Here is a 16,316-nt window from a genome sequence, read left to right as displayed (position 1 = left end):
CTGGCGCGTCGGTCCGTTCAGTTTGTACGATTAGGCAACATCGCGCGCATCGGAACAAACGAAAGTTTGTCATGCGCGGCATGCGTTTGGCTCATGCGCCCGGCGAAGTCATGCGACGTGGAAAATCGGAGGAAACGCTTTCGCGTGGATGCCGCAACGCGGAATGCGTCGCGTGGCAGGGTAATCCCGCAGGCATGAGAAGGAATGATGCCTGTGAGCGACAGACCATCCGTAGGACGAAGAGCCGGGCGATATGCGGCATCGCCCGGCTCTTGCATGCGTCACTCGTCCATCAGACGCACTTTGACTTTCTTGCCCTTCACCTTGCCCGCGTTCAGCTTGCGTAGCGCATCGCGCGCGACGCTGCGATCGACAGCAACGTAAGTCGAAAACTCCGTCACGTTGATCTTGCCGATCTGCGAACCAGCGAACCCGGCGTCGCCCGTCAGTGCGCCCAGCACGTCGCCGGGACGGATCTTTTCCTTGCGGCCGCCGAGAATCTGCAGCGTTTCCATCGGCGGCAGCAGCGGCTCGTCGCTCGCGGCCTTCAGTTCGCCCAGCGGATGCCATTCGACGTCGCGCCCTTGCGCCTCTTCGATGCCGCCCACGCGCCCCATCTCGTTCATGCTCGCGAGGCTCAGCGCCCAGCCGTCCTGATCCGCGCGGCCCGTGCGTCCGATGCGGTGCGTGTGCACTTCGGGGTCAGGCGTCACGTCGACGTTGATCACCGCTTCGAGCTGCGCGATGTCGAGACCGCGCGCGGCGACGTCGGTGGCGACGAGCACCGAGCAGCTCCGATTCGCGAACTGGATCAGCACCTGATCGCGTTCGCGCTGATCGAGTTCGCCATGCAGAGCGAGCGCGTGGAAACCTTGCGCGCGCAGCACGTCGAGCAGATCGCGGCACTGGTTCTTCGTGTTGCAGAACGCGATCGTGCTTACCGGGCGGAAGTGGTTCAGCAGCTGACCGACGGCATGCAGACGCTCGTCTTCCGTCACTTCGTAGAAGCGCTGACGGATCTTGCTGTCGTCGTGACGCTCTTCGAGCTTCACTTCCTTCGGGTTGCGCAGGAACTGCTGGCTCAGCTTCGCGATGCCTTCGGGATACGTCGCCGAGAACAGCAGCGTCTGCCGCTCCTTCGGACATTGACGCGCGACCTTGGCGATATCGTCGAAGAAGCCCATGTCGAGCATGCGGTCCGCTTCGTCGAGCACGAGCGTGTTGAGCGCGTCGAGCGACAGGCTGCCGCGCTCCAGATGGTCCATGATGCGCCCCGGCGTGCCGACCACGATATGCGCGCCATGTTCGAGACTCGCCGTCTGCGGACGCATCGGCGTGCCGCCGCACAGCGTCAGCACCTTGATGTTCTCTTCGGCGCGCGCGAGTCGGCGGATTTCCTGCGTGACCTGATCGGCGAGTTCGCGCGTCGGGCACAGCACCATCGCCTGCACAGCGTAACGGCGCGAGTCGAGCCGCGCGAGCAACGCGAGCGAGAACGCTGCCGTCTTGCCGCTGCCTGTCTTCGCCTGCGCGATCAGATCGTGACCGGCGAGCGCGATCGGCAGGCTCGCGGCCTGGATGGGCGTCATCTCGGCATAACCGAGTTGCGTGAGATTCGCGAGCGCCGCCTGCGAAAGCGGCAGTTCGCTAAAAGGACGAGCCTTGGTTGTCATAGTCGTGTGCGGGCTTAGATGTAGGGGCGGCCTTCGATCTGTTCATAGACGATCGTGCCGTCGTCGGCATCGAAGCGCTCGACATAGTTGCGCGCGCCGCACATCGGACAGCGGAACAGCAAGCCTTGTCCTTCGTTCTTGATGACGACGTCGGACACTTCCCACTGCGCGCCGCAGCTCTGGTTGATACATGTGAACACGGTGAATCTCCAGCGTGAGTCGCCAACGCGCCTTCCCTGCCCGCGCTGGCTTTTCAACAATAGGTTTACTTTATATATACGTAGTAGCAGTTAACAAGCACGCGACATTTCTGTGGATAACGCAGGTTTACCCAAACGAATCAGCGTTTTGCCGGACGCATAACCGCGTGCGCCCAATGTGCGCAGCGGATGGCGTTCGATGAACAACTTTTTCGGTCCGCGCGTGCGTGTCGAGTTACCCCGTTTACGTCCACATCGATTCCACACGTGTTTCGCCCGCTACTCCTGCCGTTATCCACAGGTTGCTGTGGATACGTCGGGACAGGCCGGCGCGCGTGGTGCGAAGTCGATGAAGATGGTGGGTCGGGCGGCGAGACGAGGCCGCGCATGCCGCAATTCTAGCGGATGCGCGTGTAAACCCCGGCGATGGACGCTAGTGAGCCAGTTGCGACCTGGCGTGGACGGGACTCGTCCTCAGCGTGTCGGAAGGACGCACGCCGAAAAGCTTGCGATAGTCGGTCGCGAACTGGCTCAGATGCCAGAAGCCCCACGCAGCCGCGACGTCCTGCACGGTGAGTTCGCCGGGCGTCGCGCCACACAGTTCGCGGCGCGCGCCGTTCAGCCGGATCGCGCGCAGATAGCTCGCGGGCGCGAGGCCCAGCACGTCCTGAAAGCAGTACTGCAACGTCCGGCGGCTGACGTGCAGATGCTCGCACAGCTCCGGCACACCGACGGGACGTTCGCGATTCGCGATCACGTAATCGCGTGCCTCCGACACGATCCACTGTCTGCGCGGACGCGCCGGTATCGCGACCGGTTCGAGCGCCGTGGTCGCGCACAGATCGAACAGCGACGACAACACCGATGCCTGCAGATTGCGCCGCGCGCGTTCCGACAGCACGGCATGCGCGGTGCCGTCGAGCACTTCGCGCAAGAGCCCGCAAAAGCGGGCCTTGTTAGCCGTTTCGATCGGCACGATGCCCGTTTGCGTCGCGCGATCGAGCAGATCGGCATGTTCGACGGAAGCCGCATGCTGCCGCAAGGTGTCGCCGCGTACGACGACGCCGAAGATCGCATAACCGCCCGGCGTGAGCAGTTCGAACTCGACGCCGCCGCGCTGAAACGCCAGCGCGTCTCGGTTGATCGGCTGCGGTCCAATGCGGCCGATGCTTTCATCGTCGGCGGGAACGCCGAACCAGTACGCGTCCGGAGGCACCTCGCACGTCTGGCGCAACGTCTGGCTCGTCGTTTCGCAGAACACGTGCATGCCGTCGAGATGCAAACCCGTCAGCTGTCCGACGAAGCGTCCCGCCGTCAGCTGGTCATACGTCTGCGTCCAGCCGTGAAGATTGCGCGCCTGCTCATCGGCATCGTGCGCGACGCTGGTTTCGACGCGGCACGCGGCCGGTTGCGCGGACAAGGAATGAAGGTCGGTCGTCATAGGGGGCATCGATGAGGGACATGCACCTGCATGCGCCATTGAACGAACAGGCGCCGACCGACGCAAGTCCCATGCCGAACGGACGTTCCCGCTTACCGGCGATGCAACACCTTGTCCTGTTCAATCGATGAACACTCGCTCTTCGAAGTGCTCATGGATGCAACGTCATCGACGCACACCTGTTTCGCCCGGAAATCGCGTGCATCGCGACAGTGCTGCGTGCACCGGCATCGGCCGCCGACGCATCGACGTTGGCACGCTTCTGGCGATAAGCACCCGCGGCAGCAGAACACCGCCTAGCCGGGTGAGTGATATACCCAACCGAATACATCGACATCAGATCATGTGAGGAGCACACAGATGAATCACGCAGAAATGAAGTTTCTGACGACCGAATTCCCGTACAAGAAGCAATACGCGAATTTCATCGGCGGCGAATGGGTGAAGCCGGTTGGCGGCGAGTACTTCGACAACATCTCGCCGATTACGGGCGAGCCGTTCACGTCGATTCCGCGCTCGCGTGAAGCCGACATTGAACTCGCGCTGGACGCCGCACATCGCGCGAAGGCCGCGTGGGGCAAGACATCGACCACGGAACGCGCGAACATCCTCAACAGGATCGCCGATCGCATGGAAGCGAATCTGCAACGCCTCGCGGTCGCCGAGTCGATCGACAACGGCAAGCCGCTGCGCGAAACCATGGCGGCTGATATCCCGCTTGCGATCGATCACTTCCGCTACTTCGCGGGCACCGTGCGCGCGCAGGAAGGCGGCATTTCGGAGATCGATCACGACACGGTCGCGTATCACTTTCACGAGCCGCTCGGCGTGGTCGGCCAGATCATTCCGTGGAATTTCCCGATCCTGATGGCCACGTGGAAACTTGCGCCGGCGCTCGCGGCAGGCAACTGCGTCGTGCTGAAGCCCGCTGAACAGACGCCCGCTTCGATCCTCGTGCTGGTCGAACTGATTCAGGATCTGCTGCCGGCTGGCGTCCTGAACGTCGTGAATGGCTTCGGCCTCGAAGCGGGCAAGCCGCTCGCGTCGAACAAGCGCATCGCGAAGATCGCCTTCACGGGCGAAACGACGACGGGCCGCCTGATCATGCAGTACGCGAGCCAGAACATCATTCCCGTGACGCTCGAACTCGGCGGCAAGAGCCCGAACATCTTTTTCGCCGACGTGCTCGACAAGGACGACAGCTTCTTCGACAAGGCGCTCGAAGGCTTTGCGATGTTCGCGCTGAATCAGGGCGAAGTCTGCACGTGCCCGTCGCGCGTGTTGATCGAAGAATCCGTGTATGACCGCTTCATGGAACGTGCGCTGAAGCGCGTCGCGGCAATCCAGCAAGGCCATCCGCTCGATTCGAAGACGATGATCGGCGCGCAGGCTTCGCAGGAACAGCTGGAAAAGATCCTGTCGTATATCGATCTCGGCAAGCAGGAAGGCGCGCAATGCCTGATCGGCGGCGAACAGAACAAGCTCGACGGCGAACTCGCGAAGGGCTATTACGTGAAGCCGACCGTGTTCCGCGGCCACAACAAGATGCGCATCTTCCAGGAAGAAATCTTCGGGCCGGTGGTGTCCGTCACGACGTTCAAGAATGAAGAAGAAGCGCTCGAAATCGCCAACGACACGCTGTACGGTCTCGGCGCCGGCGTCTGGACGCGCGACGGCACGCGTGCATATCGCTTCGGCCGCGAGATTCAGGCGGGCCGCGTGTGGACGAACTGCTACCACGCCTATCCGGCGCATGCGGCATTCGGCGGCTACAAGCAGTCGGGCATCGGACGCGAGAATCACAAGATGATGCTCGACCACTATCAGCAGACGAAGAATCTGCTCGTCAGCTATAGCGACAAGCCGTTGGGTTTCTTCTGAGCGCAGTGCTCCTGTTGGGCGAATCGCTTAAAGCGGTTCGCCCGTTTTTTCCGCAGGTCAAAGCGAGAGAGGAAGCGAGATGAGCGAAGAAGGCGTTGCGCGTGTCGTGGCGACGGACGCCGCCATCAAACTGATCCAGCAACTGAGCGCCGAACACGGGTCGATCATCTTTCATCAGTCGGGCGGATGTTGCGACGGCAGCGCGCCGATGTGTTTTCCGTCGAACGAATTCATGGTCGGCGGATCGGATGTGAGGCTTGGTGAGATTGCGGGCGTGCCGTTCTACATGAGCGAATCGCAATTCGAGTACTGGCAGCACACGCAGTTGATTATCGATGCCGTGCCGGGCAATGGCGGCATGTTTTCCCTGGAGCGTCCGACAGGATTGCGATTCCTGACGCGCTCGCGTCTGTTCGACGATGATGAAAGTGCGTGGCTCGAAAAGCATCCTGTGAGCAAGGCGGATGCTTAGATGATTCGTTGTGTGTGCCCGGATGTTCTATTCAATGCATCCGGGCACTTCTTTTATAGAGGCTTTGAATCGTCGGCGATAACTGTTGTCGCTTCGGGCGCTTTCAGCAACGCATCGCTATCGTCCTTCAAACCGACGCCCGTCAGCCCCAGACGACGCGCATGCGTCAACAGATAGTGCAGCTTGTGCGCGGCCGCTTCGTAATCGAGCCCTTCAGGCCGCACGTTCGAAATGCAGTTGCGCTGCGCATCGCTGCATCCCACTTCCGGCGCGTACGTGAGATAGATGCCGAGGCTATCCGGCGAACTCAGTCCCGGCCTTTCGCCGATCAGCATCACGACCAGCTTCGTCTTCAACAACTCGCCGATCTCGTCGCCCAACGCGACACGCGATTGACGCGCGACCACAACGGGTCCGATCTTCCAGTCGGTGAGGCGCTTCGCGATGGCCTGCAAAAAAGGAATGGACTGTTTAGAAGCGGCGAACGCGGATAGCCCATCGGCGATGACGAAAACCACATCGGGCGCGTCGCCTAAAGCCGTCTTTGTCAGCGCTTCGCGGCTCTCGTCGGATAAACGTCGTCCCATATCCGGACGCCGCAGATAATGCGCGCGATCGGGCGCGGCGCTATGCACATCGAGCGACGAAAAACCGTGCGCACGCAGTTGCTCGTGCAGAACGTCGGCATCGAGCGGATGATGCACGGCGTCGCGCGCCTGCGCATGCGACAGGTTGAACGCAAGCAGCGGCGCAGTCGGCAGACTGTTCCCCGCGCGGCCCAACGCGATGCGCGCATTCGTGAACGCACGCAACGCCTGCCACGCATTCTTTTCGATCGAATCGCTCATGCGATGCCCATCCATTCGCTCGCGCCTTCGAGCAAGGGCTGATGCGCCGGCGCATTCAGCAGTGCGCCGCGCGCGTCGGCGATCTGCATCGACTCCAGCCACTCTTCGAACTCGGGCGCGCGGCGCAAGCCGAGCACTTCGCGCACGTACAGCGCATCATGGAATGACGTGCTCTGATAGTTGAGCATCACGTCGTCCGCGCCGGGAATGCCCATGATGAAGTTGATGCCCGCGACGCCGAGCAGCGTCAGCAGATTGTCCATATCGTCCTGATCGGCTTCCGCGTGATTCGTGTAGCAGATGTCGCAGCCCATCGGCACGCCGAGCAGCTTGCCGCAGAAATGATCTTCGAGACCCGCGCGCGTGATCTGCTTGCCGTCGTACAGATACTCCGGGCCGATGAAGCCCACCACGGTATTCGTCAGGAACGGATTGAACTGGCGCGCGACGGCATAGGCGCGCACTTCGCACGTTTGCTGATCGACACCATGATGCGCATCCGCAGACAATGCGCTGCCCTGCCCTGTCTCGAAGTACATCACGTTGTCGCCGACCGTGCCGCGTTTGAGCGACAGCGCGGCTTCATACGCTTCCTGCAGCAACGCGAGCGAAATGCCGAAGCCCGCGTTGGCCTTCTCCGTTCCGGCAATCGACTGAAACACGAGATCGACGGGTGCGCCCTTCTCGATCGCCGAAATCGTATTGGTCACATGCGTGAGCACGCACGATTGTGTCGGCACCTGATAGCGCGTGCGGAAATCGTCGATCATCAGCAGCAGATTGGTGATCGCCGACAGGCTGTCCGAGGCGGGATTGATGCCGATCATCGCGTCGCCGCATCCGTACATCAGACCGTCGATCATCGACGCGGCAATGCCCTTCACATCGTCGGTCGGATGGTTTGGCTGCAAGCGCACCGACATATGTCCCGGCAAGCCAACCGTGTTGCGAAAGCGCGTGATGACAGGTCGTTTGCGCGCCGCCAGAATCAGATCCTGGTTGCGCATCAGCTTCGACACGGCCGCGACCATCTCGGGCGTGAGCCCTTTCGTGATGCGCTCGAGCGCCGCCGTATCGGTGTCGCTCGACAACAGCCAGTTGCGAAACTCGCCGACCGTCAAATGCGCGATCTCAGAGAACGCTTCCGGCGAGTGCGTATCGATGACGAGGCGCGTGACTTCGTCGCTCTCGTACGGAATCAATGCCTCGCTGAGAAACGTGCGCAACGGCACGTCCGCCAGCGCCATCTTCGCGGCGACGCGCTCTTCCTCGCTCGCCGCCGCAATGCCGGCGAGCTGATCGCCGGAACGCAGCGGGCTCGCCTTCGCCATCAATGTCTTCAGATCGGCAAACCGATACGTGCGGCTGCCGATTGTCTCCGTGAAGCTCATATCGTGTACTCCATCGCCGCGGCTACTGCGCGGCTTGTTGCCAGTGCGCCGGTGTTGCCGTCATTCTTCGAGCAGAACATCTGCCGGGGCGACTTCGCGTTGATGACGCGTCATCAGGAAGTAGCCGTAGCCGAGCGCGACGAATGCAGCAAACACGAGCGCGACGAGCAGATTGAAGTAGATCATCGTCGCCAGCGAAATCACCGCGGCCACCAGCGCGAACGCCGGAAAGTACGGAAACAGCGGCGCGCGGAACGGACGCTCCATGTCCGGCTCGATGCGGCGCAGCTTGAACAGCGCGAGCATGCTGATGATGTACATCACGATAGCGCCAAATACCGACATCGTCACGATATTCGCCGTCAGCGTCTGGCCGCCGAACTGGATCAGCTCGTCGCTATAGATGGCTGCGATGCCGACCACGCCGCCCGCGAGAATCGCTCGATGCGGCGTCTTGAAGCGCGGATGCACTTTCGACAGAAACTCCGGCAAGTAGCCCGCGCGAGCCAGCGCGAAGATCTGCCGCGAATAGCCGAGGATGATGCCGTGGAACGACGCGACAAGACCGAACAGGCCCAGCCACACGAGCATATGCATCCAGCCGCTGTTTTCGCCGACGATGTATTTCATCGCTTGCGGCAGCGGGTCGTTGATGTTGGCGAGCTTCGTCCAGTCACCGGCGGCGCCCGCGAACAGCATCACGCCGATTGCCAGCACGACGAGCGTCAGGATGCCCGTCACGTAGGCAATCGGAATGGAACGCTTCGGGTTCTTCGCTTCCTCCGCGGCCATCGCGACGCCCTCGATCGCGAGGAAGAACCAGATCGCGAACGGAATCGCGGCGAACATGCCGTGGAATGAGCCCATGCTGAAGGAGTCGGAACCGGACCAGCCGCCCTTCGTGAAGTTCGACCACTGGAAGCCCGGCGACACGACACCCATGAACACCAGCAGTTCGAAGATGGCGAGCAGCGTCACGCAGAGTTCGAACGCCGCCGCGATCTGCACGCCCACTATGTTGAGCGCCATGAACACGAGATACGCGCCCATCGCCGCGTGCTTCGGTTCGAGCCCGGGAAATTGCACATGCAGATACGCGCCGATCGCGAGCGCGATGGCGGGTGGCGCGAACACGAATTCGACCAGCGTCGCGGCGCCTGCGATGTAGCCGCCTGTCGGGCCGAATGCGTGTCGCGCGTAGGCGAACGGGCCGCCCGCGTGGGGAATGGATGTCGTGAGTTCGGTGAAGCTGAAGATGAACGTCGTGTACATCGCGGCGATGAAGAGCGCGGTGATCACGAAACCGAGCGTGCCGGCGCTCGCCCAGCCGTAGCTCCAGCCGAAGTATTCGCCCGAAATCACGAGGCCCACGGCGATGCCCCAAAGCTGCCAGGTGCCGAGCGTCTGCTTCAGTTCGTGATGCGTGACGGTGCCGTGGTGCTGGGTTGTCGACTCTTGTTTCATCGGAGGCTCCCTTTTGAAGTTGCCGGTTGGCAGTCGCTTTTGCGTCGCCCATACCGGCGGCATCTGGCGATGGTAGGAAGCCATTAATCGAGGTGTTATCGAAAATCGGCAAAGTTGACGCTGGCTCGGCATTAAGTCTGCGCTGAATAATGCGCGCTGAATGGCGTGTCGCAACGCACGACAAGTCAGCAGGATTTGGTAAATCGCAGCGTGCTATCGTATTTTCGTCGCCCTTCCCTTTACGCTTGCCATGAACGATATCGGCCATCGCGCGCGCTACGCCGCGCGGCTCTCGCGCGTGCTCGACCATATCTACGATCATCTCGACGAGCCGCTCGATATCGACCGGCTTGCCGGGATCGCGTGTTTGTCGCCGTATCACTGGCACCGGATCTATCAGGCGATGTACGGTGAAACCGTCGCGACCACGGTGCGGCGCTTGCGTCTGCATCGCGCGGCGGGTTTTCTCGCGAATGGATCGATGTCGATTGCCGAGATCGCGGAGCGGTCCGGATACAGCAGCTTGCAGTCGTTCACGCGGACGTTCAGCGCCGTCTTCGGCATGCCGCCCGCGCAGTATCGAAAGTCGGGAACGCACATACGCTTCCGGCCATCTCTTGCAGACTCAGGAGGTAACGAAATGACGATGAGAGACGTGGTGATTCGGGATATCGACGGCTTCGACGTGCTGACGGTCGATCATGTCGGTCCGTACATGCAGATCGGCAAGGCGTTCGATACGCTGATGGGCTGGCTCGCATCGCGCGGCTTGCTGTCGGGCGAGATGCGCATGATCGGGATTTACTACGACGATCCGACTGCGGTGGCTGAGAATGAGTTACGGTCGAAGGCTGGCGTGTGGCTGCCGCGTGCCGTCGATGTGTCGGGTGATGCGCTGGTGAGCGTGACGTCGATTATGGGCGGCCGGTATGCCGTGTTGCGGCACAAGGGACCGTATGCGGATATGGCGGCGGCGTATCAGTGGCTTTACGGCGAGTGGCTCGTCAATTCGGAACATGAGGCTGCGGACGCGCCCGTGTTCGAAGAATATTTGAACAATCCGAAGGAAACCGCGCCGGCGAATCTGCTGACGGATATTTGTTTGCCGGTGGTTTAGGAATGCATCGTGCGGGCTTGCGGCGATGAAGCGCTATCGGAATCTGAGTGGCAGTTCGGGGGTGGTCGCCTACGAGACGGCTGACGACGGAATCGTCGTGAAGTTTCTGACCGGCGATATGTATCTCTACGACTATGCAAGGCCGGGTCGAAAGGAAGTTGAGGAGATGAAGCGGCTGGCAGTCGCCGGGCGCGGGTTGGCTACTTATATTTCGAAAGTGGTCAAGGATCGGTACGCCCGCAAGTGGCAGCATGATTGACGCGGGAATAAAAAACGCCAACCGGTTTCGGTTGGCGTTTTTTTTCGGGCTAATGCAAGTCTCAACGCTTAAACGTCAATATTCCCCGCCCGCAGCGCATTGCTCTCGATAAACGCGCGACGCGGCTCGACCTCATCGCCCATCAGCGTCGTAAAGATCCCATCCGCGGCAATCGCGTCTTCAATCTGCACGCGCAACAGACGACGCACGCTAGGATCCATCGTCGTTTCCCAGAGCTGCCCAGGATTCATCTCACCGAGTCCCTTATAGCGCTGCTTCGACACGTTGCGTTCTGCATCGGCGATCAGCCACTTCATGGCGCTCTTGAAGTCGCCCACGGCCATACTGCGCTCGCCGCGCTTGATCACAGCGCCCTCGCCGATCAAACCCTTGAACGTGTTCGCCGTGTTCACGAGTTGCTGATAATCCGCCGTCAGCTGGAATTCTTCGTCGATCACCGAAACCTTCACGTTGCCGTGATGACGACGCTCGACGCGCAGCGATCGCAGTTCACGCACCGGATCGTACATTGCGATCACGTTGACTTCCGGCTTGAGCGGATCGTCGCGCAACTTGTCCTGCAGCGCGCGTGCCGACGCTTCCGTCGATTGCTCGTTCGACAGGTCGATCGTCACGCCATCCATCACCGCGCCGAGCGCCGCTTCGTCGTACAGCCTGCTCAGACGATCTACGACAGCCTGCGCCAGCAGATAAGAACGGGCCAGCTCACCGAGCGCATCGCCCGCGATCGGCGTCGCGCCTTCGGACGCAATCAGTTCAGAACCGTTCAGAGCAAGACGCAGCATATGTGCGTTCAACTCTGCCGTGTCCTTAAGATAACGCTCGTCCTTGCCCGCCTTCACCTTGTACAGCGGCGGTTGCGCGATGTAGATGTAGCCGCGCTCGATCATCTCCGGCATCTGACGATAGAAGAACGTCAGCAGCAGCGTACGGATGTGCGCGCCGTCGACGTCCGCGTCGGTCATGATGATGATGCGGTGATAGCGCAGCTTGTCGAGGTTGTAGTCTTCCTTGCCGATGCCGCAACCCAGCGCGGTAATCAGCGTGACGATCTGCTCCGACGACAACAGCTTGTCGTAACGCGCCTTCTCGACGTTCAGCACCTTGCCGCGCAGCGGCAGAATGGCCTGGAATTTTCTGTCACGGCCCTGCTTCGCCGAGCCGCCTGCCGAGTCGCCCTCGACGATATAAATTTCAGACTTCGCCGGATCTTTCTCCTGGCAGTCTGCAAGCTTGCCCGGCAGACCGACGCCATCCAGCACGCCCTTGCGTCGCGTCATTTCACGCGCCTTGCGCGCTGCGTCGCGCGCACGCGCCGCGTCGACGATCTTGCCGCAAATGATCTTCGCGTCGTTCGGCGTTTCGAGCAGGAATTCTTCGAGCGCCTTCGCGACCACTTCTTCCACGGGCGCGCGCACTTCCGACGACACCAGCTTGTCCTTCGTCTGCGAGCTGAACTTCGGCTCCGGAACCTTCACCGACAGCACGCACGACAAGCCTTCACGCATGTCGTCGCCGGACGTTTCGACCTTCGCCTTCTTCGCGATTTCGTGATCGACGATGTACTTGTTGATCACGCGCGTCATCGCCGCGCGCAGACCCGTCAGGTGCGTGCCGCCGTCGCGCTGCGGAATGTTGTTCGTGAAGCACAGCACGTTTTCGTTGTAGCTGTCGTTCCACTGCATCGCCACTTCGACGCCCACGCCGTCCTTCTCGCCGACGATGTGGAAAATGGTCGGATGCAGCACGCTCTTCGTCTTGTTGATGTATTCGACAAAGCCCTTCACGCCGCCCACGAAAGCGAAATCTTCTTCCTTGCCCGAGCGCTGGTCGGTGAGACGAATCCGTACACCGTTGTTCAGGAATGAGAGTTCGCGAATGCGCTTCGCCAGAATGTCGTAGTGATATTCGACATTGCCGAAGATCGTGTCATCGGCCATGAAATGAACTTCGGTGCCACGGTTTTCCGTGTCGCCGACAACCTGAATCGGCGACAGACGTTCGCCGCCCATTTCTTCGATCACGCGGTTTTGCGGCACGCCACGGTGGAATTCCATGAAGTGCTTTTTGCCGTCGCGGCGCACGGTGAGGCGCAGCCAGGACGACAGCGCGTTCACGCACGACACGCCCACGCCGTGCAGGCCGCCCGACACCTTGTAGCTGTTCTGGTCGAACTTGCCGCCCGCGTGCAGTTCCGTCATCACGATTTCGGCGGCGCTGCGCTTCGGATCGTGCTTGTCGTCGCGCTTGACGCCCGTCGGGATGCCGCGGCCGTTGTCGGTCACGGAAATCGAGTTGTCGGCGTGGATGATGACCTGAATGTCGTCGCAATGACCGGCGAGCGCCTCGTCGATCGAATTGTCGAGCACCTCGAACACGAGGTGATGCAGACCGGTCCCGTCCGAAGTATCGCCGATGTACATACCCGGCCGCTTGCGCACGGCCTCCAGACCTTCGAGGATCTGAATGGACGAGGCGCCGTAGCTGTTATCGGGTTGCGAATTGTTCGTATCAGTCATGGATTTCTTCCGGATCTGCGTTACTGCTTCGTTACTGCTCGAGGCTTTTCAAAACACCATAAAAACACCAAAGGGGCGCTGCGCCCCTTGATGTGTTCTTCGTGTCGGACGCGTCAGATGCGCATCGGCATCACCACGTATTTGAACTCGTCGTTCTCGGGAATCGTGATCAGCGCGCTCGAACTGGCGTCGCCGAGGCTGATTTCCAGCATGTCGACCTTCAGGTTCGCGAGCACGTCGAGCAGATACGTGACGTTGAAACCGATGTCGATGCTGTCGCCCTGATAAGCGATTTCGAGTTCTTCCTGCGCTTCTTCCTGGTCCGCGTTCGTGGACATGATCTTCAGCTGGCCCGGCTCGACGATGCAGCGCACGCCCTTGAACTTGTCCGAAGTCAGAATGGCCGCGCGTTGCAGCGAGCGCTGCAGTTCTTCGCGGCCGATCACGAACGTGTTCTTGTGCGACTTCGGGATCACGCGCTGGAAATCGGGGAACTTGCCTTCGACGAGCTTCGAAACCAGTTCGACGCCGCCGAACGTGAATTTGACCTGCGTCGGCGCGATGTCGATCTTCAGCACGTCGTCGATGTCTTCGAGCAGACGTTGCAGTTCGAGAATCGTCTTACGCGGGATGATGACTTCCTGGCGCGCAAACGAGCCTTCGATCTTCATCGACGAGAACGCGAGACGGTGACCGTCCGTTGCGACAGCCATCAGCTGATCGCCGTCGACCACCAGCAGCATGCCGTTCAGGTAGTAACGGATGTCCTGCTGCGCCATCGCGAAGTGGACCATGCCGAGCAGCTGGCGGAACGTCTTTTGGGGAACCGCGAGGTTCGCGCCGAAGTCTTTAGCTTGAGCGACGGTCGGGAACTCGTCGGCCGCCAGCGTTTGCAGCGCGAAACGGCTCTTGCCGGACTGCACCGTCAGACGCTTGTCGTTCAGGGTGAGCGTGACTTGCCCGTCGGGCATCGCGCGCAGAATGTCGAGGAGCTTGCGTGCCGCCACCGTGGTGGCCACCGATTCGCCGCCGACGCCGAAATCGGCGCGCGTGGTGATTTGCAGTTCGAGGTCGGTGGACAGGAACGAGACGTCCGGGCCGTTCTTGGTGATAAGCAAATTGGCGAGGATCGGCAACGTATGACGGCGTTCGACAATGCCGCTCACGGTTTGCAGCGGCCTGAGGAGGTTATCGCGTTCGGTCTTGACCAGTTGCATAGAGTTCCTTCGTTGATGTGACGGCCTGCGCGCCTTGCCCGGCAATATTGAAGCGCGCGGCCCCGGCCCCCCGCCGGCGTCGTACTGCGCCAGTCACGGCGTGAATCCCGCCCGCTTTTGCCGGGCGGTTAAACCTGTATTGTGCCTGAAAATGGAAGCACTTCCCTAAATTGGGGGTGGCTTGCGCAATAAACAGATCGAATTTTCCGACGGGTTCGAGGAACCCTTCGGTTTCATCCGGCCCTTCACGGCGTTTTCAACCCTTGAGCGTCTGCTCCAGCACGTGCAGTTCGTGGTTCAGCTGCGCGTCCTTGCCGCGCTCGTCGGCGATCTTGCGGACTGCGTGCAGCACCGTCGTGTGGTCGCGACCGCCGAACAGTTCGCCGATTTCAGGCAGACTCTTCTGCGTCAGTTCCTTGGCCAGATACATCGCGATCTGCCGCGGCCGCGCGATATTGGCCGGCCGCTTCTTCGAATACATGTCGGCGACCTTGATGCTGTAGAAGTCGGCGACCGTCTTCTGGATGTTTTCCACCGAAATCTGCCGGTTCTGCACCGTCAGCAGGTCTTTCAGCGCTTCCTTGGTCAGTTCGATCGTGATTTCGCGGCCGTGGAACTTCGAGTACGCGAGAATTTTGCGCAGCGCGCCTTCCAGTTCGCGGACGTTCGAGCGCAGATGCTTTGCGACGAAAAATGCGACGTCCTCGTTCAGACTCACGCCTTCCGATTGCGCCTTGCGCATCAGAATCGCGACGCGCATCTCAAGCTCGGGCGGTTCGATTGCGACAGTCAGGCCGGAATCGAAGCGCGAGATCAGACGATCGTCGATGCCTGAGATTTCCTTCGGATAGGTATCGCTGGTGATGATCACCTGCGCCTTGTTCGCAACCAGTGCCTCGAACGCGTAGAAGAATTCTTCCTGCGTACGGGATTTGCCCGAGAAGAACTGAATATCGTCGATCAGCAGCAGGTCGAGCGAATGGTAGTAACGCTTGAAGTCGTCGAACGCCTTGCGCTGGTACGCCTTCACCACGTCCGACACGTACTGTTCCGCGTGGATGTAGCGGATGCGCGCGCCGGGCTTGTCCATCAGCAGCTGGTTGCCGATCGCGTGAATCAGGTGGGTCTTGCCGAGACCCACGCCGCCGTACAGAAACAGCGGGTTGTACGAAATGCCGGGATTGTCGGCGACCTGGATCGCGGCCGCGCGCGCCAGCTGATTGGCCTTGCCGGTCACGAAGTTGTCGAAAGTGAGCACGGGGTTCAGCTTCGAGCGCTCGTACGTCGAATCGCTCTCGCCGCTCGCCGCCTGCGCGGCCACACCCGGACGCCACGTGCGGCGTGCTGCCGCGGCTTCGTTGGCATCGAGGCTGGGCAGATCGAGGTCGGCGGCATCGTCGGTAAGCTGCGCGGCGTTCGTCGGCATGCCGAGACCGGCCATGCCTCCCACGCGCGACGCGTGGGCCGCTTGCACGGCGCCGACGGCAGCATCGACGGCCGCGGCCGCATTGTTCGCACCAATGGACGACGGGCGCGACGGCGCGGCAGGCGCCGCACGCACGCCGGCTTTGGGATCGAGGACGAACTGGACGTCGACGGGCGAATGCCAGAAATCGCGCGCGAGATCGGTGATGCGGCCCGAAAACTGGCTCTTGACCCAATCCAGCTTGAAACGGTTCGGCGCGGCGATGCTCAGGGTATTCGCATCGGCGTCGAAGGCGACCGGGGCCAACGGTTTGATCCACGTCACGTACTGCTGGGGCGTCAATTCACGCTCCAGCAATGCGGAACAGTGTTGCCAGAATTCGTTCAT

The 16,316-nt window shown here is 61.1% G+C and carries 14 protein-coding genes; 4 read left to right on the top strand and 10 right to left on the bottom strand.

The window, feature by feature from the left end:
- Nucleotides 1-17 precede the first annotated feature (17 nt).
- The 4 genes from QEN71_RS00070 to QEN71_RS00055 form a co-directional block, all read right to left on the bottom strand.
- The gene (locus QEN71_RS00070) at nucleotides 18-278 is read right to left on the bottom strand and encodes a hypothetical protein (RefSeq protein WP_201648757.1); all 261 of its coding nucleotides are present in this window, start codon (nucleotides 276-278) and stop codon (nucleotides 18-20) included.
- Nucleotides 279-281: 3 nt separating this feature from the next.
- On the bottom strand, nucleotides 282-1,673 hold the full coding sequence (gene dbpA, locus QEN71_RS00065; protein WP_201648758.1) for an ATP-dependent RNA helicase DbpA: 1,392 nt from the start codon (nucleotides 1,671-1,673) through the stop codon (nucleotides 282-284).
- A 14-nt stretch (nucleotides 1,674-1,687) separates the two neighbouring features.
- On the bottom strand, nucleotides 1,688-1,873 hold the full coding sequence (locus tag QEN71_RS00060) for a hypothetical protein (protein WP_201648759.1): 186 nt from the start codon (nucleotides 1,871-1,873) through the stop codon (nucleotides 1,688-1,690).
- Between the two features lie 433 nt (nucleotides 1,874-2,306).
- Nucleotides 2,307-3,314 carry a helix-turn-helix domain-containing protein gene (locus QEN71_RS00055; protein ID WP_233471709.1) on the bottom strand — a complete coding sequence of 336 codons (1,008 nt, stop codon included), beginning with the start codon at nucleotides 3,312-3,314 and terminating at the stop codon, nucleotides 2,307-2,309.
- Nucleotides 3,315-3,674: 360 nt separating this feature from the next.
- On the opposite strand from QEN71_RS00055, the gene adh reads away from it, so the two are divergent.
- Nucleotides 3,675-5,195, top strand: coding sequence for an aldehyde dehydrogenase (gene adh / locus QEN71_RS00050; protein ID WP_201648761.1), 1,521 nt, complete (start codon nucleotides 3,675-3,677; stop codon nucleotides 5,193-5,195).
- 79 nt (nucleotides 5,196-5,274) lie between these two features.
- Nucleotides 5,275-5,667: a DUF779 domain-containing protein gene (locus QEN71_RS00045; protein WP_201648762.1), complete on the top strand. Its 393-nt coding sequence runs from the start codon at nucleotides 5,275-5,277 to the stop codon at nucleotides 5,665-5,667.
- A 53-nt stretch (nucleotides 5,668-5,720) separates the two neighbouring features.
- On the opposite strand, the gene eutC is transcribed toward QEN71_RS00045, so the two are convergent.
- The 3 genes from eutC to eat are packed head-to-tail and all read right to left on the bottom strand — an operon-like array spanning nucleotide 5,721 to nucleotide 9,370.
- On the bottom strand, nucleotides 5,721-6,515 hold the full coding sequence (eutC, locus tag QEN71_RS00040) for an ethanolamine ammonia-lyase subunit EutC (RefSeq protein WP_201648763.1): 795 nt from the start codon (nucleotides 6,513-6,515) through the stop codon (nucleotides 5,721-5,723).
- A complete protein-coding gene (locus QEN71_RS00035) occupies nucleotides 6,512-7,906 on the bottom strand; it encodes an ethanolamine ammonia-lyase subunit EutB (RefSeq protein WP_201648764.1) in 1,395 nt (464 codons plus the stop codon). The genes eutC and QEN71_RS00035 overlap by 4 nt, the downstream gene beginning before the upstream one ends.
- Nucleotides 7,907-7,966: 60 nt before the next feature.
- Nucleotides 7,967-9,370, bottom strand: a complete 1,404-nt coding sequence (gene eat / locus QEN71_RS00030; protein WP_201648765.1) for an ethanolamine permease — start codon at nucleotides 9,368-9,370, stop codon at nucleotides 7,967-7,969.
- Nucleotides 9,371-9,620: 250 nt separating this feature from the next.
- Here eat and QEN71_RS00025 point away from each other — a divergent pair, with 250 nt between their 5' ends.
- Both QEN71_RS00025 and QEN71_RS00020 read left to right on the top strand, forming a co-directional pair.
- On the top strand, nucleotides 9,621-10,487 hold the full coding sequence (locus QEN71_RS00025) for an AraC family transcriptional regulator (RefSeq protein ID WP_201648766.1): 867 nt from the start codon (nucleotides 9,621-9,623) through the stop codon (nucleotides 10,485-10,487).
- Nucleotides 10,488-10,512: 25 nt separating this feature from the next.
- Nucleotides 10,513-10,746 (top strand): hypothetical protein, encoded by a 234-nt coding sequence (locus QEN71_RS00020; protein ID WP_201648767.1) that lies wholly within the window; start codon nucleotides 10,513-10,515, stop codon nucleotides 10,744-10,746.
- Between the two features lie 68 nt (nucleotides 10,747-10,814).
- On the opposite strand, the gene gyrB is transcribed toward QEN71_RS00020, so the two are convergent.
- The 3 genes from gyrB to dnaA form a co-directional block, all read right to left on the bottom strand.
- Entirely contained in the window at nucleotides 10,815-13,286 is a 2,472-nt protein-coding gene (gene gyrB / locus QEN71_RS00015) for a DNA topoisomerase (ATP-hydrolyzing) subunit B (RefSeq protein WP_201648768.1), read from the bottom strand.
- A gap of 113 nt (nucleotides 13,287-13,399) precedes the next feature.
- On the bottom strand, nucleotides 13,400-14,503 hold the full coding sequence (dnaN, locus tag QEN71_RS00010; protein ID WP_201648769.1) for a DNA polymerase III subunit beta: 1,104 nt from the start codon (nucleotides 14,501-14,503) through the stop codon (nucleotides 13,400-13,402).
- A 256-nt stretch (nucleotides 14,504-14,759) separates the two neighbouring features.
- Entirely contained in the window at nucleotides 14,760-16,316 is a 1,557-nt protein-coding gene (gene dnaA / locus QEN71_RS00005; RefSeq protein WP_233471710.1) for a chromosomal replication initiator protein DnaA, read from the bottom strand.

The sequence above is a fragment of the Paraburkholderia sabiae genome (assembly GCF_030412785.1).
GTDB classification, from domain to species: domain Bacteria; phylum Pseudomonadota; class Gammaproteobacteria; order Burkholderiales; family Burkholderiaceae; genus Paraburkholderia; species Paraburkholderia sabiae.
The sequence above is the reverse complement of the archived record's forward strand: the minus strand, read 5'-3'. Positions and strand labels throughout refer to the sequence as shown.